The sequence below is a fragment of the Methylobacillus methanolivorans genome (assembly GCF_044751345.1).
Classification (GTDB): Bacteria; Pseudomonadota; Gammaproteobacteria; order Burkholderiales; family Methylophilaceae; genus Methylobacillus; species Methylobacillus methanolivorans.
Genome location: NZ_JBIWXY010000001.1, coordinates 1,459,127 through 1,483,431, shown reverse-complemented (window position 1 = coordinate 1,483,431; position 24,305 = coordinate 1,459,127). Strand labels below are relative to the sequence as shown.

24 protein-coding genes are annotated in these 24,305 nt (G+C 53.9%); 5 read left to right on the top strand and 19 right to left on the bottom strand.

Features of this window, described 5'->3' with window-relative positions; translation table 11 throughout:
• Nucleotides 1-3 precede the first annotated feature (3 nt).
• The 7 genes from alaS to mog all read right to left on the bottom strand — a co-directional run bounded on the left by alaS (nucleotide 4) and on the right by mog (nucleotide 6,771).
• Complete coding sequence (alaS, locus tag ACIKP9_RS06945) at nucleotides 4-2,676, bottom strand: alanine--tRNA ligase (RefSeq protein ID WP_230347977.1); 2,673 nt, start codon at nucleotides 2,674-2,676, stop codon at nucleotides 4-6.
• A gap of 66 nt (nucleotides 2,677-2,742) precedes the next feature.
• Complete coding sequence (gene recX / locus ACIKP9_RS06940; protein ID WP_400880946.1) at nucleotides 2,743-3,210, bottom strand: recombination regulator RecX; 468 nt, start codon at nucleotides 3,208-3,210, stop codon at nucleotides 2,743-2,745.
• Nucleotides 3,191-4,225: a recombinase RecA gene (gene recA / locus ACIKP9_RS06935; protein WP_400880944.1), complete on the bottom strand. Its 1,035-nt coding sequence runs from the start codon at nucleotides 4,223-4,225 to the stop codon at nucleotides 3,191-3,193. Before recA ends, recX begins: the two co-directional genes overlap by 20 nt.
• A gap of 44 nt (nucleotides 4,226-4,269) precedes the next feature.
• Nucleotides 4,270-4,773, bottom strand: a complete 504-nt coding sequence (gene pncC / locus ACIKP9_RS06930; RefSeq protein WP_400880942.1) for a nicotinamide-nucleotide amidase — start codon at nucleotides 4,771-4,773, stop codon at nucleotides 4,270-4,272.
• Nucleotides 4,749-5,246 carry a phosphatidylglycerophosphatase A family protein gene (locus ACIKP9_RS06925; protein WP_400880940.1) on the bottom strand — a complete coding sequence of 166 codons (498 nt, stop codon included), beginning with the start codon at nucleotides 5,244-5,246 and terminating at the stop codon, nucleotides 4,749-4,751. Before ACIKP9_RS06925 ends, pncC begins: the two co-directional genes overlap by 25 nt.
• Nucleotides 5,224-6,180 carry a thiamine-phosphate kinase gene (gene thiL, locus ACIKP9_RS06920; RefSeq protein WP_400880938.1) on the bottom strand — a complete coding sequence of 319 codons (957 nt, stop codon included), beginning with the start codon at nucleotides 6,178-6,180 and terminating at the stop codon, nucleotides 5,224-5,226. Before thiL ends, ACIKP9_RS06925 begins: the two co-directional genes overlap by 23 nt.
• Before the next feature lie 3 nt (nucleotides 6,181-6,183).
• Nucleotides 6,184-6,771: a molybdopterin adenylyltransferase gene (gene mog / locus ACIKP9_RS06915; RefSeq protein ID WP_230347971.1), complete on the bottom strand. Its 588-nt coding sequence runs from the start codon at nucleotides 6,769-6,771 to the stop codon at nucleotides 6,184-6,186.
• A 118-nt stretch (nucleotides 6,772-6,889) separates the two neighbouring features.
• Here mog and ACIKP9_RS06910 point away from each other — a divergent pair, with 118 nt between their 5' ends.
• Both ACIKP9_RS06910 and ACIKP9_RS06905 read left to right on the top strand, forming a co-directional pair.
• Nucleotides 6,890-7,651, top strand: coding sequence for a PDZ domain-containing protein (locus ACIKP9_RS06910; RefSeq protein ID WP_400880936.1), 762 nt, complete (start codon nucleotides 6,890-6,892; stop codon nucleotides 7,649-7,651).
• A gap of 82 nt (nucleotides 7,652-7,733) precedes the next feature.
• A complete protein-coding gene (locus tag ACIKP9_RS06905; protein ID WP_400880934.1) occupies nucleotides 7,734-9,767 on the top strand; it encodes a site-specific recombinase in 2,034 nt (677 codons plus the stop codon).
• A gap of 12 nt (nucleotides 9,768-9,779) precedes the next feature.
• On the opposite strand, the gene ACIKP9_RS06900 is transcribed toward ACIKP9_RS06905, so the two are convergent.
• From ACIKP9_RS06900 to yjgA, 7 genes are all read right to left on the bottom strand, one after another.
• Nucleotides 9,780-10,148: a Na+/H+ antiporter subunit G gene (locus ACIKP9_RS06900; protein ID WP_230347968.1), complete on the bottom strand. Its 369-nt coding sequence runs from the start codon at nucleotides 10,146-10,148 to the stop codon at nucleotides 9,780-9,782.
• A complete protein-coding gene (locus ACIKP9_RS06895) occupies nucleotides 10,145-10,414 on the bottom strand; it encodes a K+/H+ antiporter subunit F (RefSeq protein WP_230347967.1) in 270 nt (89 codons plus the stop codon). The genes ACIKP9_RS06900 and ACIKP9_RS06895 overlap by 4 nt, the downstream gene beginning before the upstream one ends.
• The gene (locus ACIKP9_RS06890) at nucleotides 10,411-10,899 is read right to left on the bottom strand and encodes a Na+/H+ antiporter subunit E (protein ID WP_400880931.1); all 489 of its coding nucleotides are present in this window, start codon (nucleotides 10,897-10,899) and stop codon (nucleotides 10,411-10,413) included. The genes ACIKP9_RS06895 and ACIKP9_RS06890 overlap by 4 nt, the downstream gene beginning before the upstream one ends.
• Nucleotides 10,899-12,431: a monovalent cation/H+ antiporter subunit D gene (locus tag ACIKP9_RS06885; protein ID WP_400880929.1), complete on the bottom strand. Its 1,533-nt coding sequence runs from the start codon at nucleotides 12,429-12,431 to the stop codon at nucleotides 10,899-10,901. Before ACIKP9_RS06885 ends, ACIKP9_RS06890 begins: the two co-directional genes overlap by 1 nt.
• Nucleotides 12,428-12,757: a Na+/H+ antiporter subunit C gene (locus ACIKP9_RS06880; RefSeq protein WP_400880927.1), complete on the bottom strand. Its 330-nt coding sequence runs from the start codon at nucleotides 12,755-12,757 to the stop codon at nucleotides 12,428-12,430. The genes ACIKP9_RS06885 and ACIKP9_RS06880 overlap by 4 nt, the downstream gene beginning before the upstream one ends.
• Nucleotides 12,745-15,645, bottom strand: coding sequence for a monovalent cation/H+ antiporter subunit A (locus ACIKP9_RS06875; protein ID WP_400880925.1), 2,901 nt, complete (start codon nucleotides 15,643-15,645; stop codon nucleotides 12,745-12,747). Before ACIKP9_RS06875 ends, ACIKP9_RS06880 begins: the two co-directional genes overlap by 13 nt.
• Before the next feature lie 130 nt (nucleotides 15,646-15,775).
• Nucleotides 15,776-16,318 carry a ribosome biogenesis factor YjgA gene (gene yjgA / locus ACIKP9_RS06870; protein ID WP_400880923.1) on the bottom strand — a complete coding sequence of 181 codons (543 nt, stop codon included), beginning with the start codon at nucleotides 16,316-16,318 and terminating at the stop codon, nucleotides 15,776-15,778.
• 38 nt (nucleotides 16,319-16,356) lie between these two features.
• Here yjgA and pmbA point away from each other — a divergent pair, with 38 nt between their 5' ends.
• Entirely contained in the window at nucleotides 16,357-17,715 is a 1,359-nt protein-coding gene (pmbA, locus tag ACIKP9_RS06865; RefSeq protein ID WP_400880921.1) for a metalloprotease PmbA, read from the top strand.
• A 59-nt stretch (nucleotides 17,716-17,774) separates the two neighbouring features.
• On the opposite strand, the gene ACIKP9_RS06860 is transcribed toward pmbA, so the two are convergent.
• A complete protein-coding gene (locus ACIKP9_RS06860; protein ID WP_400880919.1) occupies nucleotides 17,775-18,515 on the bottom strand; it encodes an MlaA family lipoprotein in 741 nt (246 codons plus the stop codon).
• 211 nt (nucleotides 18,516-18,726) lie between these two features.
• Between ACIKP9_RS06860 and ACIKP9_RS06855 the strand changes: the two genes are divergently transcribed.
• Complete coding sequence (locus ACIKP9_RS06855) at nucleotides 18,727-19,722, top strand: class 1 fructose-bisphosphatase (protein WP_400880917.1); 996 nt, start codon at nucleotides 18,727-18,729, stop codon at nucleotides 19,720-19,722.
• A 33-nt stretch (nucleotides 19,723-19,755) separates the two neighbouring features.
• Here the strand turns inward: ACIKP9_RS06855 and ACIKP9_RS06850 are convergent, their stop codons facing one another.
• The 4 genes from ACIKP9_RS06850 to panD are packed head-to-tail and all read right to left on the bottom strand — an operon-like array spanning nucleotide 19,756 to nucleotide 22,430.
• Nucleotides 19,756-21,192 (bottom strand): cryptochrome/photolyase family protein, encoded by a 1,437-nt coding sequence (locus ACIKP9_RS06850; RefSeq protein WP_400880915.1) that lies wholly within the window; start codon nucleotides 21,190-21,192, stop codon nucleotides 19,756-19,758.
• An 18-nt stretch (nucleotides 21,193-21,210) separates the two neighbouring features.
• The gene (rlmH, locus tag ACIKP9_RS06845; protein ID WP_400880913.1) at nucleotides 21,211-21,678 is read right to left on the bottom strand and encodes a 23S rRNA (pseudouridine(1915)-N(3))-methyltransferase RlmH; all 468 of its coding nucleotides are present in this window, start codon (nucleotides 21,676-21,678) and stop codon (nucleotides 21,211-21,213) included.
• Nucleotides 21,679-21,690: 12 nt separating this feature from the next.
• Complete coding sequence (gene rsfS / locus ACIKP9_RS06840; protein WP_400880911.1) at nucleotides 21,691-22,050, bottom strand: ribosome silencing factor; 360 nt, start codon at nucleotides 22,048-22,050, stop codon at nucleotides 21,691-21,693.
• Nucleotides 22,050-22,430 (bottom strand): aspartate 1-decarboxylase, encoded by a 381-nt coding sequence (panD, locus tag ACIKP9_RS06835; protein ID WP_400880909.1) that lies wholly within the window; start codon nucleotides 22,428-22,430, stop codon nucleotides 22,050-22,052. The genes rsfS and panD overlap by 1 nt, the downstream gene beginning before the upstream one ends.
• A gap of 93 nt (nucleotides 22,431-22,523) precedes the next feature.
• Between panD and ACIKP9_RS06830 the strand changes: the two genes are divergently transcribed.
• Nucleotides 22,524-24,266: a DUF4153 domain-containing protein gene (locus ACIKP9_RS06830; RefSeq protein ID WP_400880907.1), complete on the top strand. Its 1,743-nt coding sequence runs from the start codon at nucleotides 22,524-22,526 to the stop codon at nucleotides 24,264-24,266.
• Nucleotides 24,267-24,305: the final 39 nt, after the last annotated feature.

The following is a 24,305-nucleotide window of genomic DNA, read 5'->3' as shown; positions in this document are numbered from 1 at the left end:
CGGTTAATTCAGTTTTTCGCCTACCCAGCTAGCAACGCTGGCGAGTGCTTGTGGCAGCTTGCTGGCATCGGTGCCACCTGCCATGGCCATATCCGGCTTGCCGCCACCTTTGCCGCCGACTTGTGCGGCAACAAAGTTGACCAGCTCGCCAGCTTTGACTTTGGAGATAGTGTCAGCGGTGACACCAGCGGCAACGCTGACCTTGTCGCCATTAACGCTAGCAAGCACGATAGTAGCAGTCTTGAGCTTGTCCTTGAGCTTGTCCATGGTTTCGCGCAAGGTGTTGGCATCTGCGCCTTCCAATGTCGCAGCCAGAACCTTGACGCCATTGATCTCCACCGCTTGGCTTACAAGCTCATCACCTTGCGATGAGGCCAGCTTGGATTTCAGGCGTGCGAGTTCCTTCTCCAGCGCTTTGATATGATCCAGAGTCTGGCTGATCTTGCTAGCCAGTTCTGCTGCTGGTGCCTTGAAGGAGGCAGCAGCATCGGCAAGCAGTTGCTGCTGTTGCTGGATATAGTGTAGCGCTACATCACCAGTAGCTGCCTCAATGCGACGCACCCCGGCAGCAACGCCTGATTCGGAAGTAATCTTGAATAGGCCAATATCGCCTGTGCGGCCGACGTGCGTGCCGCCGCACAGTTCGCGCGAAGTGCCGATGTCGAGTACGCGGACTTCATCGCCATATTTCTCGCCGAATAGCATCATGGCACCGGTTTTCTGTGCCGATTCAATATCCATCACACGTGCCTGGGTCGGCGCATTGGCGAGAATCTCGGCATTGACGATATCTTCAATGCGACGGACTTCCTCATCGGTGACGGGAGCATTGTGCGCGAAATCGAAGCGTGTCTTGTCAGGGTCTACCAATGAGCCTTTTTGCTGCACATGGCTGCCCAGCACTTCTCGCAAGGCTTTGTGCATGAGGTGGGTGGCCGAGTGGTGGCGCATGGTGCGATGGCGCGAGACGAGGTCCACGCGTGCGCTGACTTCGTCGCCTACGCGCAGGGTGCCGGTGTTCAATACGCCGTGATGGCCGAACACATTAGCCTGGATTTTTAAGGTGTCTTCTACCTGGAAGATACCTTCCGCGCCCTTCAATATACCTTGATCGCCGACCTGGCCGCCAGATTCGGCATAGAAGGGGGTGTTATCTAGCACGACCACGCCTAGCTCGCCTTCATTCAAGCTATCGACAGCGCTGCCATCCTTATATAGTGCCAGCACTTTGCCCGGCGCTTCCAGAGTGTCGTAGCCTTGGAATGTAGTGGCCGCCCCTACATATTCAAGGTTAGTGGCCATCTTGAACTTGCCTGCGGCGCGGGCTTGTTCTTTTTGGCGTGTCATGGCGGCGTCGAAAGCGGCGGAGTCTACGCTGACTTCACGCTCACGGCAGACATCTGCTGTGAGGTCAAGCGGGAAGCCGAAGGTGTCGTGCAGCTTGAATGCGGTTTCGCCGTTGAATACGGTATTGCCGGTTTTAGCCATGTCGGCCAACTCAGCGTCCAGGATCGCCATACCGTGCTCAATGGTCTCGAAGAACCGGTCCTCTTCCAGGCGCAAGATGTCGGTAATACGCTGTTCGCCGCTCTTGAGCTCGGGATAGGCATCGCCCATCTCGGCTACCAAAGCAGAAACCATTAAATGAAAGAAGCTGCGTCTGGCTCCAAGTTTATAGCCGTGGCGAATCGCGCGGCGGATGATCCGGCGCAATACATAGCCACGCCCTTCGTTGCCAGGAATTACTCCGTCAGCAATCAAGAATGCACATGAGCGAATATGGTCTGCTAAAACTTTCAGCGATGGATTAACAATGCCTTGTTCTTTTTCAGTCATTAGTGCATTGAATGATGAGTCATCTTCATATGCAGTGAATATTGCTGAACGAGCACTGGTAATTAAATTTTCGAACAGATCGATCTCGTAATTGCTATGTACGCCTTGCAACACAGCAGCAATCCGCTCCAAGCCCATCCCAGTATCGACCGAAGGCTTGGGCAGCGGATGCATGACACCAGCTTCGTCACGGTTGAACTGCATGAAGACGTTGTTCCAGATTTCGATGAAGCGGTCGCCATCTTCTTCGGGGCTACCTGGAGGGCCGCCCCAGATATGGTCGCCGTGGTCATAGAAAATCTCGGTACAGGGGCCGCAGGGGCCAGTATCACCCATCATCCAGAAGTTGTCGGAAGCATAGCGCGCGCCCTTGTTGTCGCCGATGCGAATCACGCGCTCGGCAGGTACGCCGATTTCCTTGGTCCAGATATCGTAGGCTTCGTCGTCTTCTGCATAGACAGTGACGGTGAGCTTGTCTTTGGGTAGCTTGAAGACTTCGGTCAGCAGCTCCCAGGCAAAATTAATGGCATCACGCTTGAAATAGTCGCCAAAGCTGAAGTTGCCCAGCATTTCAAAGAAGGTATGGTGGCGCGCGGTATAGCCGACGTTTTCCAGATCGTTGTGCTTGCCGCCAGCGCGTACACACTTCTGCGAGGAGGTGGCACGGGTGTAGGGGCGTTTGTCAAAACCCAGAAATACGTCCTTGAACTGGTTCATCCCTGCATTGGTGAAGAGCAGTGTAGGGTCGCCAGCGGGGACCAGTGAACTGGAACTAACGATCTGGTGGCCCTTGGAGGCGAAGTAATCCAGGAAAGCCTGGCGAATCTGGTTGCTCTTCATTGATATATGTTCTTGCTCAAAGCGTTAATGTCAAAAAAATCCATGGATGCAACGTGCTATGTTGCATCACTCAATATCTTCCGGGCTGCCACGCAGCACTTTGCGTATTACTTCAAACCCAAACCCGCGGCCTTGCAGGAAGCGGGCTTGCTTGGCCCATTCTTCTCGCGATTGCGGTGCCTGGGTAAACTTCTTCTGGTATACCGTCCTGGCAGCGGCCAACTCATCTGTTGCCATGTCAGCAACTGCTTTGCTGATCAACTCATCACTGATGCCATGTTGCCTGAGCTCATGGGCTACGCGCAGGCTACCGTAGCGGCCTTTGCGTGCATGGACGATCTGCTCGGTATAACGGGTATCGGATAACCAGCCACGTTTCTTGAAATCTTCAAGTAGTGAGGGTAGGTCATCGTCCTCTCCCACATGCGGGGTCAGCTTTTGCTGCAGTTCCTTATAGGAATATTCCCGGCGTGCCAGATAAGCCAAAGCCCGCTCGCGCAGGCTGGTGGCAGGTTTATTCGTCGTCTTCTTCATCCGGCGCCGTGGTCATCGCGGCATTGGCCAGGTTGGATTGTTCACGAATCTTGGCATCAATTTCATCGGCAATCGCCGGGTGCTCCTTGAGGAACTCGCGCGCATTATCTTTGCCTTGGCCAATTTTATCGCCCTTGTAGCTATACCAGGCACCCGCTTTTTCAACCAGCTTGAGGTTCACGCCCAACTCGATGATTTCGCCTTCACGCGAGATACCCTCACCGTAGAGAATGTCGAATTCTGCTTGCTTGAATGGGGGCGAAACTTTGTTTTTCACCACCTTGACGCGAGTTTCGGAGCCGGTGATTTCATCACCCTTCTTGATGGCGCCAGTGCGGCGGATATCCAGGCGCACAGAGGCGTAGAACTTCAGTGCATTACCGCCAGTGGTGGTTTCGGGGTTGCCGAACATCACGCCGATCTTCATGCGGATCTGGTTGATAAAGATGACCAGCGTATTGGTGCGCTTGATGTTGGCCGTGAGCTTACGCAGCGCTTGTGACATCAGGCGGGCTTGCAGGCCCATGTGTGAGTCGCCCATTTCGCCTTCGATTTCGGCCTTGGGTGTCAGTGCTGCTACAGAGTCGACAACAACGATATCAACAGAGCCTGAGCGCACCAGCATGTCGGCGATTTCAAGTGCTTGTTCGCCAGTATCAGGCTGGGAGATCAGTAACTCGGAAACATTCACGCCTAGCTTTTGCGCATATTGCGGATCAAGTGCGTGTTCAGCATCAATAAACGCTGCCGTGCCACCCAGTTTTTGCATTTGTGCAATCACGGACAATGTCAGCGTGGTCTTGCCTGATGATTCAGGGCCATAAATTTCCACGATACGGCCACGTGGCAAACCACCAATGCCGAGGGCAATATCCAGGCCCAGCGAGCCGGTAGAGACTGCCTGGATGTCAGCGGCGACGTCAGTGTCGCCCATGCGCATAATGGAGCCTTTGCCGAATTGTTTCTCAATTTGCGAGAGGGCGGCGGCTAGCGCTTTGCTTCTATTTTCATCCATCAGTGAATACCTTTTCGAGTTACCTGCTAAAGCCTGCAATTATTTCATAAATCAGTGGCTAAGGTAAGTTGCAACAAGCCTGTTAATGCGGTTTTGACCGCTTGTCTCCGCACCGCCTCGCGATCACCTGAAAATACTTCTGTTTGCGTGAGGATTTGACCGCTTTTACAACTCCAGCCAAAGCATACCGTACCGACGGGCTTTTCAGTGCTGCCGCCCTCTGGCCCGGCAATGCCGGTAATGGCTGCACTGATGTCTGCCGAGCTGTGGGCGATGGCACCCAAGGCCATTTCCTCTGCAGTTTGCTCGCTGACCGCACCGTATTGTTCCAGTGTATCTGCGCCAACCCCTAGCATCTGTTGTTTAGCAAGGTTGCTGTAGGTGACAAAGCCGCGGTCAAACCATGCCGAGCTACCAGCGATCGCTGTAACAGATTGCGCTGCCCAGCCACCGGTGCAGGATTCGGCGAGGGTCAGGTTCCAGCCTTTATTCTTCAAGGCGGTGCCAAGCTCGTGAGCCAGAGTTAAAAGTGTTGCATCATCCACCATTGGGTTCCTTTCAATACGGCAATTGCATAGATTGCGGCGAGCACATCATCCAGCATCACGCCGAAGCCGCCATGTACTTGGCGATCCAGTGTGCGGATGGGGAAGGGTTTCCAGATATCGAACAGACGGAAGAGCAGGAAGGCATAAAGCCACCATTCCCAGGCCTTGGGTGTGAATTCCAGCACTAGCATGAAGGCGACAATCTCATCCCAGACGATACCACCGTGATCGCTGACGCCTAAGTTGCGTCCCGTTATGCCGCAGAGTGGAATACCCATCAGGAATAATAGCGCCAGGATAGGCAGGTGGCTCACTTCAGGCAACAGCAGCAATAGGCCGAATAGTGGTAATGCTACCAGGGTGCCGAACGTGCCCGGGCCTTTGGGCGCCAGGCCGCTGCCAAAACCAAGTGCAAGGAAATGCGCAGGGTGGCGCAACAGAAAGTGGCGATCAGGCAAAATGGTCAAAGCCATGCTCCTTGAGAGTCAGCGGGGTGTCGTCCAGCCCTAGAATGGTGAGTGTGGGGGATGCGGTCATCTGCCCGATGACTGCTAGGGTCAGGCCTAGCTTTTGGCCAATCTCTGCAATACGGTGGCGATTTTTTGCTGGGGCAGTAAAGCATAGTTCGTAATCATCACCGCCGGAGAGAATCATCGCCTGGACTTCGCTTTGGTGAGAGTGTGCGCTTACAGTTTTTGACTGTGGAATGGCATTCAGCCAGACCTCAGCTCCTAGCTCTGAGCGTTCGAGGATATGCCCAAGGTCGGCAAGCAGGCCATCGGAGATATCCAGTGCGCTGTGAGCTAAACCCTGCAAAGCCAGCCCCAGGGCCACTCTGGGTTGGGGTTGATGCAAGGCCGGGCTACATGCGTCAAGTTCAGCCTCGCTGAGGGGGAATCGTCCCTGGATGGCTGCCAGCGCCAATGCGGCATCGCCTAATGGCCCAGATACCCAGAGATCATCACCCGCTTGGGCATTGCTGCGTAGCAATGATTGGCCTGGCGCAATTTCGCCCATGATCTGTACACTGATGGTGAGCGGCCCGCGTGTGGTGTCGCCACCTATCAGGGCGACATTGAATTGCTCGGCGCAGGCAAAAAAACCTTCAGCAAACCTGGCGACCCAGGTTTCATCCGCTTTTGGCAAGGCGATAGCCAATGTGGCCCAACGAGGTTGAGCGCCCATGGCAGCCATATCGGAGATATTCACTGCCATGGATTTCCAGCCTATCATCCAGGAATCTATGTCTGCATAAAAGTGAGTGCCTGCTACCAGCATGTCGGCAGAGATGGCCAGCTGCATGCCTGGAGAGACTTGCACCAAGGCTGCATCATCGCCCACGCCCAGGATAGCGTCTGGCTGCGGGCGATTAAAGTAACGCTTGATGAGGTCGAATTCCGAGGCCATGGATCAAGCGGGCTTTTGTGCGGATTTAGGGCGGAATGACGATACGATGTCGGGATTGGTCTCGATGTAAGGTGCCTCGATCAAATCTAGGCAATAAGGCACGGCGGCAAAAATGCCAGGCACCACGGTTTTGCCATGTTCATCCTTCAGGCCTTCGAGGGTTTGGGCAATAGCCTTGGGTTGCCCCGGCAGGTTGATAATCAGGCTACGCTTGCGGATGACCGCGACTTGGCGTGAGAGGATGGCGGTGGGCACGAAGTTGAGGCTGATCTGGCGCATTTGTTCGCCAAAGCCAGGCATCACCTTGTCTGCCACTGCCAGAGTTGCCTCTGGTGTGACGTCGCGAATAGCAGGCCCAGTGCCGCCTGTGGTCAGCACCAAGTGGCAGCCATCGAAATCCACCAGGTCGCGCAGGGTTGCTTCTATTTCATCCTGTTCGTCAGGAATCACGCGTAGCGTGCTTTCCCACGGGGTTGCCAATGCGCGGCCTAGCCACTCTTGCAGGGAAGGGATGCCCTTGTCTTCGTAAGCGCCGCTGGATGCACGGTCACTGATCGAAACCAGGCCGATACGGATGATGTCTATTGCCATAAGTGAAGAGTGATGGTTGATGGAGTTGGTCGGTTAATCTGCCTGTAGCGTGTACGCAGGCGATGAAAAAAACATCGTTTCATCATACCATTGTCGCTAGGAAAAATGAGTGGAGAGGATGATGCATCCCTATGTCATCGTATTATTGCTAGCCATGCTGGCTGCTTGTAGCAAGCCGGTGGTGAAGCAGCCGATACCGGATCAGCCCGTGATTGCTGTGCCGCCGGTGGAGGTACCTGCTGAGGATAATCCTTATACCCAGCACTATGTCGCTCGCCAATTGCATGGCGTGAAACTGAGCCCAGGTGGCCAGGAACCAACCATCTATAAAGGCGTGAATGAAACGGATGATTACCAGCGCATGCTGAATGATGGTTACGAAATGTTGGGTTATTCCAGTTTTGAAACCACCGATGTTCCGCCTTCACGCGCCGTTTCTCAGGCAGCCAAGGTCAAGGCGGATGCGGTGATTGTGTATACCAAGCTGATCGCTGCGCCAACTGCGGCAATGAGGCTGCAGCAAATCAAGGAGCAGTCAAAGAGCCAGGGAACCAGTGCTGGGAAAGGTGAGGTCTATAGTTACTTTGCTACTTACTGGGGCAAGCTGGCACCGCCCGCGCTGGGTGTGCATGTCATGCAACCCAGCAAGGACGATGCTAAACCCGGCTTGACGGTGCTGGCGGTGATTACCGGATCTCCTGCGGCGCAAGCTGGGGTGGCTGTGGGGGACGTCTTGCTCAATCTTGCTGGGGAGCCTATTCCGTCAGCGCAGGCACTACAGCAAATCGTTCATCGCCATGCTGGGCAGGAGGTGGAATTGGTCTTGCGCCGTGTCAACAGCGAAAAGCGCCTGCATCTGACGCTGGGAGCGGCATTATAGTGCGTGCCTCAAGCTCATATGTGGGATGATAAGAACAAAGAAATCAATTCCTGATAATCACAAAAATGTTTTCGATAGAAATATGCTGATGGAAGAAATCCTGCGCGATTACGCACAACATAATACGAATGCCGCCCACTTGGTTGCTGACTTGGTGGCAGAAATTCGTCCACGCCACAATAACGATACCGCGCATGCTGCCCATGCAGTGCAGGCACTTTGCCATGTATTGAACAGCGATCCGGACAAGGCACGCTTGCTGCGTGATGCTATCGTCAGCCTGCTGGTGGGACGCAAGCCTATCTCGCTGTATGTGGATTCTGGCATTCAGCCTAACAGTGGTTTTTTTACAGAGTTGGCACGCCGTATTGGCCACAAGATGCTGCCCGATGCCATTAATCCGGCTTATCTCAAGGACTTATTTGGGCAGATATTCCCAAAGAATGGCGATGAGGAGTGGGTATCTTCCGTGCCTGATGAGGTCTGGCTGCAACTGGTGCATGCCTTGCGCTTTAATGAAGTGCCTGCCGAGAAGGTGGCTGAGTGCCAGAAAAGCCTGCTGGATGCGGCGCAGGTGCTATCTTACCGGCTCGCTGCTTCTGGCCTTGAGCCTGAGTTGATCCGCAATCACCCCGAGATCGAGTACCACGATTCGCCTTTTATTACCCAGAGTGTTGAGTTGCAGGCTTTGCTTGCCAAGCCCCTGGAGCAGCAACACGATGTGGGCCACATACTCGTAATGCTGGATCAATGCCGCCAAGTGATTGCCAAGATAAGGCGCAATAGTTCGCAAACCGGGACCAGCGTGCGCCTGACATTCTTGCTGCAGCGCATGGGGCAACAGGTGCGGCGGTTGGAGAGCTTGCTGGGTATCATCAAGCTGGTACGCAGCGAGGCAGATGCTGGCGTGGCCATGGTGCAATTGTTCAAGACGCTGGTTTCCGCTGAGCGTCACAAGAATGATGTGCGCCAGCATTTCCGTGAGAATGTCGAGTTGATGGCTTTGCGCGTGACGGAGAATGCGAGCCGTACTGGCGAACACTACATCACCGAGACGCGTAGCGAATATTTTGGCTTGATGCGCTCAGCGATGGGGGCGGGCGTGATCATTGCACTCATGACCATGCTCAAGATCATTGCCGCCAAGCACCATTATGCGCCCCTGACTGAGGCTATCCTGTTCAGCCTCAATTACGGCCTGGGTTTTGCGTTGATTCACATCCTGCACTTCACGGTAGCCACCAAGCAGCCCGCGATGACGGCAGCGGCGATTGCGGCGAGCATTGACGCCAGTGACCGCAAGAACAAGAACCTCGATAAGCTGGTGACCATTATTGCGCAGACATTCCGCAGTCAAACCATTGCTATCCTTGGTAACGTAATGATGGCGGTACCAGTGGCGATGCTGGTGGGCTGGTTGATCCTGACGGCGACTGGCGAGCACTTCATCACGCCGGAAAAAGCGCATGCCTTGCTGGACGCCAACGATCCGTTCCATAGCGGCGCCGTGTTTTATGCGGCGATTGCCGGGGTGTGCCTGTTCCTTTCCGGCCTGATTGCGGGCTATCACGACAATATGGCGGTTTATAACAAAATCCCGCAACGCTTACGTGCTTTGGGCTGGCTGGAATGGTTGCTGGGGCCTGCGCGCCTTGATCGTGTCGCGCGCTATGTGGAGAATAACCTGGGCGCGTTGGCAGGTAACTTTTATTTTGGTTGCTTGCTGGGCGGCATGTCTGGCCTAGGTGTGCTACTGGGCGTGCCTATCGATATCCGCCATATCGCTTTTGCCTCGGCGTTTACCGGTTATTCCTTTATGGCGCTGGATTTCATTTTTTCATGGCAGGTGCTGGTGACTGCTATCCTCGGCATCTGGCTGATAGGCACGACCAATCTTGTGGTGAGTTTCAGTTTGGCGCTGTATGTGGCAATGAAATCACGCAAGGTCACCTTTGCCCAGTGGCGCTTATTGTTGAAGACCTTGGCCAAGCGCTTTATCCAGAACCCAGCCTTATTCCTGTTTCCGCCCAAGCGTAGCAGTCATGTGAGTGTGGAGGATTTGCAAGCTGCCACACAGGATCAGGCGGGCGCTGACAAAGCGCCGCCAGCGCATTGAGTATTTAGTAGCTTAGTCCAGTGTCTGGTAAGGCTTGTGTTGGCTGTTCTTGCGGGCGATGGCTTCGTCCGGCAAGGGCACCAGCGACTCCACCTTGAGGTGCAATGCTGATTTCGCTAGCAAGTGAGCGCTGATTGGTGCAGTGATAAACAGAAACAGGGTAATCAGCACTTCATGCAAGCTGAGGCCCTCTCCTTGCACGCTGAAAAAAATGGAAGAGGCAATCAGCAGGCAGCCCACGCCCAGTGTCGTTCCTTTGGTCGGGCCGTGCAGGCGGGTGTAAAAGTCGCGTAGCCTGGCCAGGCCAAGTGAGCCGATAAAGGTGAGCAAGGCACCGGTCACAATCAGTAGCGAGAGCAAAATTTCCAGTACGATATTCATTCGATAATGTCTCCGCGCAACAGGTATTTGCACATGGCAATGGTGCCAATGAAACCCATGAGGGCAATCAGCAACGCCGCCTCGAAATACACCATGCTCTTGATATGGATGCCAAACACGACCAGTAAGGCGATGGTGTTGATGTAGAGCGTATCTAGGGCCAGGATGCGGTCAGGCGCGCTTGGGCCTTTGAGCAGGCGCCAGGCATTCAGTGCCAGCGCGGCTGAAACCAGCACGAATGCGATATGGATGGCGATTTCTATCATTCCTCGAAAATCTCCTTCAGTGGCAGTTCGTAACGTGTCTTGATGGTATGGATGAAAGCATCGACGTCATCGACGTCAATCGCATGCACCAGGATGCTTTTACGGTCAGGTGCGAGTAGCGCCGACAGTGAGCCAGGGGTCAGGCAGGTGGTATTGGCGAGAATGCTCATGCCGAAATCGGAATTCAGGTCGATAGGCACCACGATAAAGGCCGGACGCAGCTTCTCCGGGTTGCCCAGAATACGCATGGCGACAATGAAATTGGCCTCGATGATGTCATAGAGCAGGATAAAGCTGAACCGCAACAAGGTGAGCGGTTTATGCACTTTGAGTTTATCTGGCCAGAATTGCAGGGCAAAAAATGGGATTGCCCAGCCGAGCAGCAGGCCCAGGACAATTTGCCCTGGCTCTATGCTGTTGTTGAGCAATAACCAGATGATCGCCAGGATGATGGTGAGCAGCGGGTGGGGCAAGAAGCGTTGCATTATTGTGCTTCCTTTCCAAGAACGGCATCAATGTACGCTGGTGTATCCAGTAACTGGTTGGCAGTTTCCAGGCTGTAGCTATTGATGGGGCCAGCCCACAAAGTCATGAGCACGCACAGGCCGAGCAATGACAGGATGGGCAGTAGTTCGCGTACCTTGAGCGGCTCGGGTTCGCTCTGCTTGATATAGGTGTTGGTGGCAGTGTCGACTGCATGGGCTGCAAAGAAGAACAACGCGCCTGTGCGTGCCATGGCAATCACGGTCAATAGGCCATTCACCAAGACAATCGCCATGATGTAAGGCAGGGCTGGGTGTTCCAGTGCAGCACGCAACAGCATGAACTTGCCGAGGAAGCCCGACAGAGGAGGAAGGCCAGAGGCAATGATGGCGAGTACGAAGAACATGACGCCGAGAAATTTTTGCTTGGTGATGACCAACCCGGCCTCCAGCTTATCTTCCATCTGGTCGCGGCGCTGTACGATGAGGTCGGCAAGCAGGAATAGCGCAGCCGTCGCGAAGGTCGTGTGCGGCAGGTAATACAGCCCGGCGGCAATGCCAGCCTGCGAGTTGAGGCTGAAGCCGGTGAGCAGGGTGCCTGCGGAAATCACGACCAGATAGGCGACTTGCTGGCGTAACCGTTTGCTGCCCAGCAGGCCAAAGCTGCCAATGATGATGGTGGTGAGCGCCATGCCCAGCAACCAGCCATCCAGCAGGTTGGCAAGCGGGCCTGCTTCGTTGCCGAAGATCAGGCTGTAGACGCGCAGGATGCTATAAGCACCTACCTTGGTCATGATGGCGAACAAGGCAGCAGCAGGGGCGCTGGTTTGCGAATAGGCGGTGGGTAGCCAGAGGTAAAGTGGCAACAACGCGGCTTTTAATGCAAATACGACAAACAGCAGCAAGCCCGCGGTTTTCACGAGGCCGATATTCTCGGGGCTGACATGGGCGACCTTGACTGCCAGATCAGCCATATTCAGTGTACCCAGAATGCCGTAGAGAATACCGACGGCAAACAGGAACAGTGAAGAGCCCACTACATTGATGACGACGAAGTGCAAGCCGGAGCGTATGCGCTTGCGTCCTCCACCATGCAGCAACAGGCTGTACGACGCCAATAGCAATACTTCGAAGAACACGAACAGGTTGAACAGGTCGGCGGTGAGGAAAGCCCCGTTAAGCCCGAACAACTGCAACTGGAACAGGATGTGGAACTGGCGTCCCTGCCTATCCGTGCCACTCATGGCATAAATGAGTGAAAACAGGGCTAGTAGCGAGGTAGTCAACACCATCAGGGCTGCCAGGCGATCTGCCATCAGCACAATACCGAAAGGCGCAGGCCAGTTGCTCAACGAATACACCAGGATGTTGCCATCGCTGACGGCACACAATAGCTGGGTGGAGACGGCAATCAGTGCAATGCTGCTAAGGCCGGAGATGGTACGTTTGATATAGATGCGTTGCTCGCGCAACAGCAATAGGAAGATGCCGGTAAACAGCGGCAGTAGCAACGGGATGATGGCAAGGTGGCTCAACGGATATCCTTTCCATCCACATGATCATTGCCCATCTCGGTACGTGCCTTGAGTGCCAATACGATGATATAGGCGGTCATGGCAAAGCTGATGACAATCGCCGTCAGCACTAGTGCCTGTGGTAATGGGTCAGCATAGCTGCTGGCTTGTTCGCTGATGATGGGAGGCTTGCCGATCACTAGGCGCCCCATCATGAACAGGAACAGGTTCACGGCATAGGACAACAGCGTGAGACCGAGGACGACGGGGAAAGTGTGGCTGCGCAGGCAGAGGTAAACGCCGCCTGCGGTGAGTATGCCAATCAGGATGGAGATCAACGCTTCCATGGCATGTCTTCCTGTGTTTGTGTTGTGGACTTGTCGGTCTTGTTGCCGACTGGTGTACTACGTGCCGCTTTGGGCTCTTTATTACCTGGGTTTTTATTCACGCGTGGCAGGTAGCTAACCTGATGGATCATGCCCAGGTTGATCAGAATTAGCAGCGAGGTGCCGACCACTACCAGGAACACGCCGATATCGAAGGCCATGGCGGATGCCAGCTCAAACTCGCCCAGCACTGGCAGGTTCAGGTGATCAAAGGTTGAGGTGAGGAACGGGTAGCCAAAATACCAGCTGGCAATGCCGGTGCTGGCTGCAATCAAGAGGCCATAGCCAATAAGTGGGTGTGTGTTGGCAGGCAGTTTGCTGCGTGTCCATTCTACGCCATTGGCGAGATATTGCACGATCAGCGCAGCAGAGGTCACCAAGCCTGCAATGAAGCCGCCACCCGGTAGGTTATGCCCGCGCAGCAGGATAAAGATGGCAACCAGCAAGGCCAGTGGCAGCAGGATGCGGCTGAAGGTGGCAAGAATCAAGGGGTGGGTATCGGGGTTCCAGGGGCGGCCATCGGCATCCTGCTTGGGACTGAGCAATTTGAGCTGATCCAGCATGGCATAGATGCCCAGGCCAGCTAGCGCCAGCACCGTGATTTCCCCCATGGTGTCGAAGCCGCGGAAATCCACGAGCAAGACATTGACCACATTGGCACCGCCGCCACCGCTGACGCTGTTGGTGATGAAGTAATCGGCAATGGTGTCATAACCACGAGTCAGCACGGCATAGCTCAAGGCTGCAATACCTAGCCCTGACACTACGGCGATGAAGATGTCACGCGCCTGGCGCAGGCGGTCCTGCTCATCTGGGGTCGTCTGAGGCAGAAAAAACAAGGCCAGCAATAGTAGAACGGCCGTGATGAACTCGACCGCGAGCTGTGTCAGCGCCAAGTCTGGTGCAGAAAACTTCACGAAAGTGAGTGCTACGCCCAAGCCCACGGCGCTCACCAATACCAGTGCGGTAAAGCGTTGCTGATGCATGACGACAGTCGCAATGGCAGCTGCCATCATGATCACGGCGACCATCACGCTCATGGGATCAACAGGTAGCATGGGGCGGTTACCGGTCAAGGCGCTGCCGCCACTGATGAAGCCATAGCCTCCCAAGACAATGGCCGTGACGAATAATATCCATAACATGCGTTTTTGCGAGAGATTGTCGGCATTCATGGTGATGGCGCTGGACCAGGCAAACAACCTGCGCATGGCGCCGTTATAGATGATCTTGGCATCAAGTCTGCCATCCACCAGGGTTTGCAGGGAGAAGAAGGCTTCACGCTGGCGATAGACCAGGATGCCGCCTGCGAGTGCAATTGCGCTCATGTACAACGCTGGGGTAAATCCATGCCAGATGGCAAGGTGAATCTCAGGTGCGGCACCTTGTAGCGAACTGCCAACGACCAGCGTGACCAGTGGTTCGGCAATGGCTGGAAACAAGCCAACGACAATACAGGCCAGCACGAGAATAGCCACTGGAATTTGCATGCCGGCGGAAGGATCATGCGGCTCTTTTGGCAGGTCACTAGGTTCGCCGCCAAAGAAGACATTGTGTGCAATGCGAATAGAGTAAGCCGCTGAAAAGACCGCGCCTAGCGTCACAATCGCAGGTAGCAGCCAGGTGTGTGTGGCGTGATGACCCTGCTCGACGACTTGTTCAAGAAACATTTCCTTGGAAATAAAGCCATTGAGCCCGGGAATGCCCGCCATCGCGGCGGCGGCAATCACCATCAGCACCATGGTGTAAGGCATGTAGCGCCACAGGCCGCGCAACTGACGCATATCGCGCGTGCCGGTTTCGTGGTCGACTATCCCCGCGAGCATGAACAAGGAGGCCTTGAAGGTGGCATGGTTGATGATATGGAATACGCCAGCGACTACTGCCAGCGGCGTACCGATGCCGAATAGCGCGACAATCAGGCCAAGATGGCTGATCGTGGAATAGGCCAGCAAGGCTTTCATATCGTGCTTGAACAGCGCGATATAGCTGCCTGTCAGGAAAGTGATGATACCGACAGTGGAAACGATCCAAGTCCATTCCGGCGTGCCAGACAAGGCAGGAAACAGGCGTGCCAGCAGGAAAATACCCGCTTTGACCATGGTGGCAGAATGCAGATAAGCCGACACAGGCGTGGGGGCCGCCATCGCATTGGGGAGCCAGAAATGGAAGGGGAACTGCGCTGACTTGGTGAATACTCCCAGCAAGATCAGGAGCAACATGGGCAGGTAATGCTCGTGGCTGCGGATGGCATCACCGGCCAGCAAGATATCGCTGAGATTGTAACTGCCAGCCATCTGCCCTAAGAGGAGAAACCCACCTAGCATGGCAAGGCCACCGCCGCCGGTAATCGTTAGCGCCATACGCGCGCCACGGCTGGCTTCTTCACGTTGTTGCCAATAGCTGATCAGCAGGAATGAAGACAGGCTGGTGAGCTCCCAGAACATGAGAAGCTGGATGATGTTTTCCGAGAGCACGACACCCAGCATGGAGCCCATGAACAGCAACAGGTAAGTATAAAAACGCCCCATGCTGTCGCGCGGTGAGAGATAGTAGCGGGCATAGATCACCACGATGAGACCGACGAGCAGGATCATCAGGCTGAACAATAGCGATAGGCCATCCAGCCGGAACGATATATCAATGCCAAGCTCTGGCAGCCAGGGACTGACGCGCTGGATGATGGTGGCACCCTGCCAGACTTGCGTAGCCAATGGCCATAGCAAATACAGCGATAGCGTTGCAGAGAATAAGGAAACCCAGGCCGATGAGTATCGTCCCAGCCGGGTGCTGAGTTTCGTGAAAACTGCCCCGAGAAAGGGGATAAGTGTTAAATAAGCTAAGCCCATGAGGTTTGCAATGTCTTGTTAAAGTTTACGCTGGTGTTGCCCGAGTCATTCGGGCAATCAACACATGCTCAGCATTAGCTGGCACAGCCGGAAACTCCCAGAGGGCCTGACTGGCTATTGCACTGATGGATTAATCAGCGTCGAGTTCAGTTTCTGGCGTTATATTTTCCGTGATGCCACGGATGAGTTTGAACAGCTCCCGGCTGCTCTTGGGTGGCTTATCTGCGGCGTGCTCCCGGCGTGCATTGCGAATCAGGTTGCGAATCTGCTGTGCTTCGGTGTTGGGATATTCATTAATGAACTCTGCCAGCGCAGCTTCGTCTTCCAGCAAGCGGGTACGCCATTGTTCCAAGCGGTGGAAGCGCGCATTTTCTTCATTATGCGAGCCTTCCCAGCGCTGCAATTGATCAACGATAGGTGCAGTGTCAATATCGCGCATCAAGCGTCCGAGGTATTGCATCTGTCGGCGCAACGCACCATTGGAGTTAATACGCTTGGCTTCATTCACTGCATCCAGCAGGGCTTCAGGCAGTTCCAGCTTGGCAAGCTTGTCCTTGGGCAGGCCAACTAGTGTGACGCCGATGGCTTGCTGCGCATCGGCTTCGGCCTTGCGCTTGGTTTTGCTGATGGGTTCGATACCCGGTTCGGTGTTTTCTGTCTTGTTCGGTTTCATGCTGATGTATGATAACAGTTTTTTGCAAAGAGACGCCCGTGAACGACCAGACAGCCCATGATTCGCGCTTTTCATACACGCTGGATGAGCTGAAGGGACTGAGCGATGAAGTGTTGCGTTTTGCCAAAGCAGCAGGGGCAAGCGCAGCTGAAGCAGAAGTGAGCCTGGGCATTGGCCAGAATGTCTCGGTACGTATGGGTGAGACTGAAACCATTGAATACAACCGTGACAAGGGTATGTCTGTCACTGTGTATTTCGGTCAGCAGAAAGGTCATGCCAGCACCTCTGATCTCAGTATGCAGGCGCTCAAGGATACCGTCGCAGCGGCTTGTAATATTGCACGTTATACCGCACAGGATGAGTTCTGCGGACTGGCTGATCCTGCTTTGCTGGCACGCGACATTCCAAATCTTGATCTGCATCATGCCTGGGATATCAGCGTTGATGAGGCTTTAGCCTTGGCACTGGAGTGCGAGCAGGCCGCCCGGTCTGCTGATCCCCGTATCAGTAATTCCGAAGGCGCTTCGGTTTCCACTTATGAGGGCCTGTTTTCCTACGCCAATAGCAATGGCTTTAACGCTGGGTATCCCAGTTCCCGCCATGGATTGAGCTGCTCGGTCATTGCTGAGGCAGGTGAAAGCATGCAACGGGATTATTGGTATTCCAGCGCCCGGCACCCTGCTGACCTGGATTCAGCGCTTGCGGTAGGCTTGCGTGCCGGTGAGCGTACAGTACGTCGTCTCAGCCCAGGTCGCGTCAAGACTTGTCAGGTACCCGTGCTATTTGAGGCGCCACTGGCTTCTGGCTTAATTTCTCACCTGGTTTCTGCGATCTCGGGTGGCAGTTTGTATCGAAAATCATCTTTCCTGCTGGATAGCCTAGGCAAGCAGGTGATGTCTTCACTCGTGAATATTGAAGAGTTGCCGCACGTGCCGCGCGGACTGGCAAGCTCACCATTTGACAATGAAGGCGTGGAAACCCATGCACGGACCTTGATCAAGGATGGCGTGTTGCAGGGCTATATGCTTGGCAGCTATTCCGCTCGTAAGTTAGGGATGCAAAGTACGGGTAATGCTGGTGGTAACCACAATTTGATCATACGACACGGTGATCTTGATCTTGCTGGGCTACTGAAGACCATGGGCACAGGGCTGCTGGTGACGGAGTTGCTGGGGCACGGTATCAATATGGTAACGGGTGATTACTCCCGTGGTGCAGCTGGTTTCTGGGTGGAAAATGGCGTGATTGCCTATCCGGTTGAGGAAATCACGATTGCCGGCAATTTGGCAGAAATGTTTATGAGTATCGTGGCAGTAGGCAATGATGTGCTGGTACAGGGTTCCAAACACACAGGGTCTATCTTGATTGAACGCATGACGGTTGCAAGTGGAGAGTAAGTCAGTCAGCTTCTACGCATCAATAAAAAAGCCACGCATTTGCGTGGCTTTTTGTTTGGTTATTGCTGTCCAGCTGGGGTTTCGTCGTCATCATCATCGTCGTCGAAATCATCATACTGCGTGGCTTTGCCATGTACAGCGATATCACGACGTTGCAGGTAGGCTTCGCGCATGAAAATGTATGGATCAAGTGCTGCATCATCGACCAGATCGCTCGCTGGCAAATATTGTGAACGCAGATCAACGAAGCTGAGCATACGCAATTGATTACGTATACGGACATGATTGGTGTACTGGATAGGGTCGAAGTAGAGCGTGTCAACCGTCAGGCCAGCGGTATCGCGGATGGTGCTTGGGCCTACAAATGGCAGCACCAAGTAAGCGCCACTGCCAACGCCCCATTTGCCCAGTGTCTGGCCGAAATCAGCTTTGTGTCTAGGTACGCCATCCATCGAGGCAACATCAATCAGGCCACCAATACCAATGGTGGAGTTGATCACCAGGCGGCCAGCATTATCCATGGCCTTACCCAGCTCCAACTGCAGGATGTTGTTGATCAGAGAGGTGAAGGTGCCCAGGTTCGTGAAGAAATTGTTGACCCCTGTGCGAATCGGGCTAGGAAGGACTGCCTTGTATGCGCCTGCAATGGGTTTCAGTACGGCTTTATCAGCAGTATCATTGAACTTATAAACGCCACGGTTAAAGCCTTCCAGTGGGTCTTTATTGGCTTGGGTGGCACAGCCGCTGATACTCAGTGCGAGTACTAGGCTGGTGGCGATCCCTGAAATTTTAATGCGCATACATCTGTCCTAATTATTATTGAGTGTCTCTAATTTGACACAAACGGAACCCACTTTAACCGAGCGGTTTTTAGTTGTCTATCGAATTTAATACAACTAAAACCTCTTAACGGTAGCGAGTTGTAAAAATGAAACACCTCATGCATAGAGGTGTCTGGTACAACCAATGGCTTGCAGTATGCCGCAAGCATGTAGAGAGGAAGCACTGACGATGTTGAATTTATCGGATTTCCTGGCAGAGCAGGCCACGCAATTTCAGCTTGCTCCAAGCCTGACTGAGGTAGTGGCAACGCTTGCATTGGCATGCAAGGCCGTGGCGCATGAGATTAGTCATGGTGCGTTGCGAGGCAATATGGGAGAGGCTGATCAGCAGAATGTGCAAGGCGAGCAGCAGAAAACATTGGACCTCATCAGCAACGATATTTTTGTGCAGATGGCTGCCCAAAGCCCACAGGTCGCGGCGCTGGCCTCAGAGGAGCTGGAGCATGCCCAGATATTTACTGGTAAGCAGGCACCTTACTTGTTGGTGTTTGATCCGCTTGATGGATCATCGAATATCAACCTGAACTTGTCCGTAGGCAGCATTTTTTCCATTCTGAAGGCTCCAGAGGGTCACATTGATGAGGCTGCATTTTTACAATCTGGTAACCAGCAGCTGGCGGCTGGGTATGCTTTATATGGCACGTCGACCATGCTGGTGCTGACCCTTGGACATGGTGTATATGGGTTTACCCTTGACCCTGAACAAGGTGAGTTTTACCTGACCCATCCAGCCTTGACCATTACCGCCAGCACCCAGGAGTTTGCCGTCAATATGTCTAATCAACGCTTCTGGCAGCCTCCGGTACAGCGATATATCGAGGAATGCATTGCAGGGAAAAGTGGGCCGCGTGGCAAGGATTTCAACATGCGCTGGGTGGCGACCATGGTGGCAGAGGTACATCGTTTATTGGTGCGTGGTGGCGTGTTTCTTTATCCACTCGATAGCCGCAGCGTAGGGCGGGGCGGGCGTCTGAGGTTGTTGTATGAAGCCAACCCCATGGGTTGGCTGGTGGAGCAGGCTAGTGGTCTTGCCAGTACTGGGCACCGGAATATCCTCGAGGTGGAACCCGGTAGCTTGCATCAGAGAGTGGCCGTGATTCTGGGGGCGCGGGAAGAGGTTGAGCGTTTGCAGGAGTTTCACTCCTTCACTGACCCGACTGCATAGATATCGGGCCAGTTTTTGTCACTGGCAATGGGATTATGTTGCGGTAGAGGCCTTGTGGCTGACTTGTTTATAGAGTGCGAGTGCTTGTTCACGCCGCATGGCGTGATCCACGATAGGGCTGGGATAATCCTTGCCTATCATAAGGCCGAGGGCCTGTTGTCGTAATGGGGGCATTAGCCAAGGCGCGTGGATTTCTTTGCTGGTGCATGCTTGTAGTTCAGGTACATATTTGCGGATGAATTTGCCATCGGCGTCGAATTTCTCTGATTGTGTGACCGGGTTGAAAATGCGGAACCATGGTTGTGCATCACAGCCGGTAGAGGCCGCCCATTGCCAGCCGCCATTGTTTGCTGCGAGGTCGAAGTCGATCAAGTGTTCTGCAAAATAGCGCTCGCCCCAGCGCCAATCAATCAATAGATCCTTGACTAGGAAGCTTGCTGCCACCATGCGCAGGCGGTTGTGCATATAACCAGTCTGGTTCAGTTGGCGCATGGCAGCATCCACCAGCGGGTAGCCCGTCTGGCCCTTGCACCATGCCTCGAATAAACGCTCATCGTTAGGGAACGGGATATGCTCGAATTCTGCTTTGAAGCTTTTCCCGGTGGCCACCTGGGGATGGTGGTGCAGGATCTGGAAGTAGAAGTCCCGCCAGAGCAATTCATTGAGCCAAGTTTCAGCGCCCAAGCCTCCTTGCTGCCAGGCCGTGCGTGCTAAGTGGCGGATAGACACCGTGCCAAAGCGCAGGTGGACGGAAAGGTAAGACGGGCCTTTGATGGAGGGAAAGTCGCGGGCATCGCGGTAACGTGCCATGCGGTTGCTAAAGTCTTCAAATAATGTGCTGCCGCCGGACATGCCTGTGGGAAGCTTAAGCTGCTTCAGGTTGGTGCGTCCAAAACCCAGTGACTCCAGGGACGGCATGGATTGCGGATCCATTATTGCCAAGTGATGTATATAGCGATCTACAGGGTAAGCCTTGAGGTAAAAATCATTGAGTGTTTTAAGGCAGGCGTTTTTGTAAGGCGTGAACACGCTGAAAGACGTGCCGGATTTGGTGAGAATTTCATCCTTTTCAAATAAGACCTGGTCTTTGAATGACTTGAAGGCTATGTCTGTCTGATCTAATGCCTGCTGGACGGTGAGATCGCGCGCCATGGCATCCGGCTCGTAGTCATGATTGCAATATACGGTATCAACTGCCAGAGTTTGTGCTAGCTTGGGGATTTCATCTGCCGCCTTGCCATGCAGCACGAGCAGGTCGCTACCTTGTTGTTGCAGGGCGGTTTTGAGCTCATGCACGCTTTCCCAGATGAACTCGACGCGTCTATCCTGCTTATTGGTGAGTTGCGTCAGGATATCGGTGTCGAAAACGAAGGCACAGATAACTTGTGTTGAGTTTTTCAGTGCGTGATAGAGCGCGGCATGATCGTAATCTCGTAAGTCGCGGCGGAACCAGACGAGTGATTTGTTCATGAGTTTGGGCGCGAAAGCTTATTCGCGATGGTAAGGATGATTGTTGATGACACTTAATCCGCGATAAAGTTGTTCGCTCAACATGACGCGCACCATACCGTGTGGCATAGTGAGTTTTGACAGGCTCCACAGCCAATCTGCCTGGCGTTTCAAGCTGTCGTGCAGGCCATCGGCACCACCAATCACCAGGCTGACATCGCGCCCGCTTTCCATCCAGCCGCGCATCTTGTCAGCCAATTGCAGTGTCGTCACTTCTTGACCACGCTCATCCAATGCCACGAGATAGTCTCGGCCGGCAGCCTCGAGGATGCGCTTGGCTTCAGCTTCCTGCACGACTTCCGCATTTTTGCCTGAGGCGCGCTTGTCTGGCTTGATCTCGACAATGTCCACGCTCATTTCACGTGGCATGCGCTTGGTGTATTCGTTGCATGCGGATTGCACCCAGTCCGGCATTTTATGTCCGACAGAGATGATCCGCAGCTTCAAGGGAGTATCGCGTTACTCTACAGCTTTGATATGGCCGCGACGGCTTTCAGCTTCGCCCCAGAGTTGCTCCAGGTTGTAGTAAGCGCGGGTCGCAGGCACCATGACGTGCACGACGATATCGCCCAGGTCTACCAGCACCCATTCGCCCTCTTTCTCGCCTTCAGTGCTCTGGATATTAGCGCCTTTTTCCTTCAGTTTTTCGCGGACATTGTCGGCAACTGCCTTGGCTTGGCGAGTGGAATTGGCACTGGCGACGATCATGTAATTGGTCATGGAGGTGAGCTTTCGCACATCCATCACAGTAATATCAAAGGCTTTGATATCTTCCAGCGCGTCGACGACGGCCAGCTTCATTTGTTCTAAATCTAGCATTAGGCAGCTTGTACAGGGATATGCTGGCGTTGATCCTTGATGCGGTTTTGCGCATCAACGTACACCAGCTTGGGTTTGAAAGTGGCGAGCTCAGCTTCGGAATATACCGCATAGCTGGCGATGATCAATAAATCGCCGGGGCTGGCCTTGCGTGCAGCCGCACCATTGACGGAAATCACGCCGGAGTTGCGTTCGGCCCGGATCGCATACGTTGTGAAGCGTTCGCCGTTATTGACATTGTAGATGTCGATCTGTTGATATTCCTTGATGTCTGCTGCGTCCAGCAGCGTTTCATCAATGGCACAGGAACCCTCATAGTCCAGCTCCGAGTGCGTCGTGCGTACCCGGTGCAGCTTGGATTGGAGCATAGTTCGTTGCATGGCCTGCCAATGTAAAAAAACGAGACCCGCTATTATAGTGGAAACAACACGCTGAATAAATGAAGATTTATTGGTTTAGAGGAGATTACTTGCATGAGTAGACAAGCGCGTAGCTGGATTATTGCCTGGGCGACGGGGCAGGGCTTGGGTCTGTGGCTGTTGCATGAGTGGATACTCAAGTTGGCTATCCCTCAACAATATTTCAGCGTTATCTGGGCTTTGTATGCTTTGGTCATCACTCTGCCCCTCAGTTTCATGCTACTTCCGGCCTATCGCCAGCAGCGACGCTTATGGGGAATGGCGCTGGCTTATTCCCTGTTGATGGCAGGCGCTGCTGCGTATAGCGGGTACCAGGCCTGGATGTCGGGAATTCCCTATCATCAAACCTGGGAGCTGGGTTTTATCCTGGGCTGCATTACCTTCTCTAGCTGGTTTGTATTGCTGCCGTTTGCCGAGCATGGGCTCTGCAAGGGGCAGTGGTTTAGTGATTATGCCTTCCTGTTTTCCGCAGCCTGGCGCAACTGGGTCAAGCTGATGCTGGCGGGATTGTTTGCTGGCCTGTTCTGGGTCTTGTTGTTCTTGCTAGCCGGGTTGTTCAAGGTGCTGCATGTCAATTTTCTCATGGACTTGATCAGCAGCAGGATATTTGCCTATCCAGTCACCGCCATTACCTTTGGCATAGGGCTCTCGTTGTATGCCGCTAAGGAAGATGCCTTGGTCGGCATTTACCGAGCCAGCCTGGATATATTGGGCTGGCTGCTGCCCGAGGTCAGTTTTATTCTGATTCTGTTCTTGCTGGCACTGCCGTTTCAGGGCCTGGCCTTGCTCTGGAAAACAGGTTATGCCACTAGCCTGATGTTGTGCCTGCTGGCGTGGACGATTTTCCTGTTCAATGCTGCCTGGCAGGATGCTACGCGTGAGGAACGTTTCCCAAGGTGGCTGCGACGCTTCATCGGCCTCGGCCTGCTAACCATGCCTGTATATATCCTTTTGTGTGCTTATTCTTTAGGGTTGCGGGTGACGCAATATGGCTGGACGATCGATAGGGTCTGGGCGGCCTTGGCCATTCTGATCATGGCCATCTACGCGCTGGGATATGCCTGGGTTGTGTTACGACGGAATGCGGTCTGGATGTTACAGGCAAGGCAAGTCAATATTGTGGCGGCATTGTTCGCCGTGACATTGCTGATACTGACCCTGACGCCAATCCTTGATCCTGTCAGGTTGGCAGTGCATAGCCAGGTTTCCCGGTTGCTGGATGGCCGTACGTCAGTTAGTGATTTTGATTTCGAGTATTTACGGTTGGAAGGCAGGCGATATGGTAACCAAGTGCTCCAAGAGCTAGCACGCAATACCACGCATGAGCATGCTGTCTTGATCAGGCAAAAGGCAGAGGACGCAATGAAAGTGACGTATCGCACGTTCAAGCCACAAGGGCCGGAGCCTTTGACGCATGCGCAATTGCAAGAACAGTTAACGCCGTATCCCCATACTGTTGCACTTGATCCGGCCTTCGTGGATTTCCTGCTTGAGCAGCGCAATAGCGGCAAGCTTTATCTTAACTGCAGCACCAGCAAACCTTGCCCAGTATTGGTACTTGATATGAACGATGACGGCGAGCAGGAACTGGTGGTATTGAGTGGTTATAGCAGCCACGTATTTCAGCGTACACAAGGCGTGTGGAAAGTCGCTGGGCGGCTGACAGGCAAGGATATGGATGCGCTGGGTGCCACCAAGATACAGCGTGAGTTGGACGCGTTGGATTTCTCCGCCAAGCCCAATGCCTGGCGTGACTTATGGATAGGGAATATGAAATACCAGGTGGAGGAGAGATAACGGCAGCAGTGTAATCTACTGCTGCCGATGTTTCGGGGT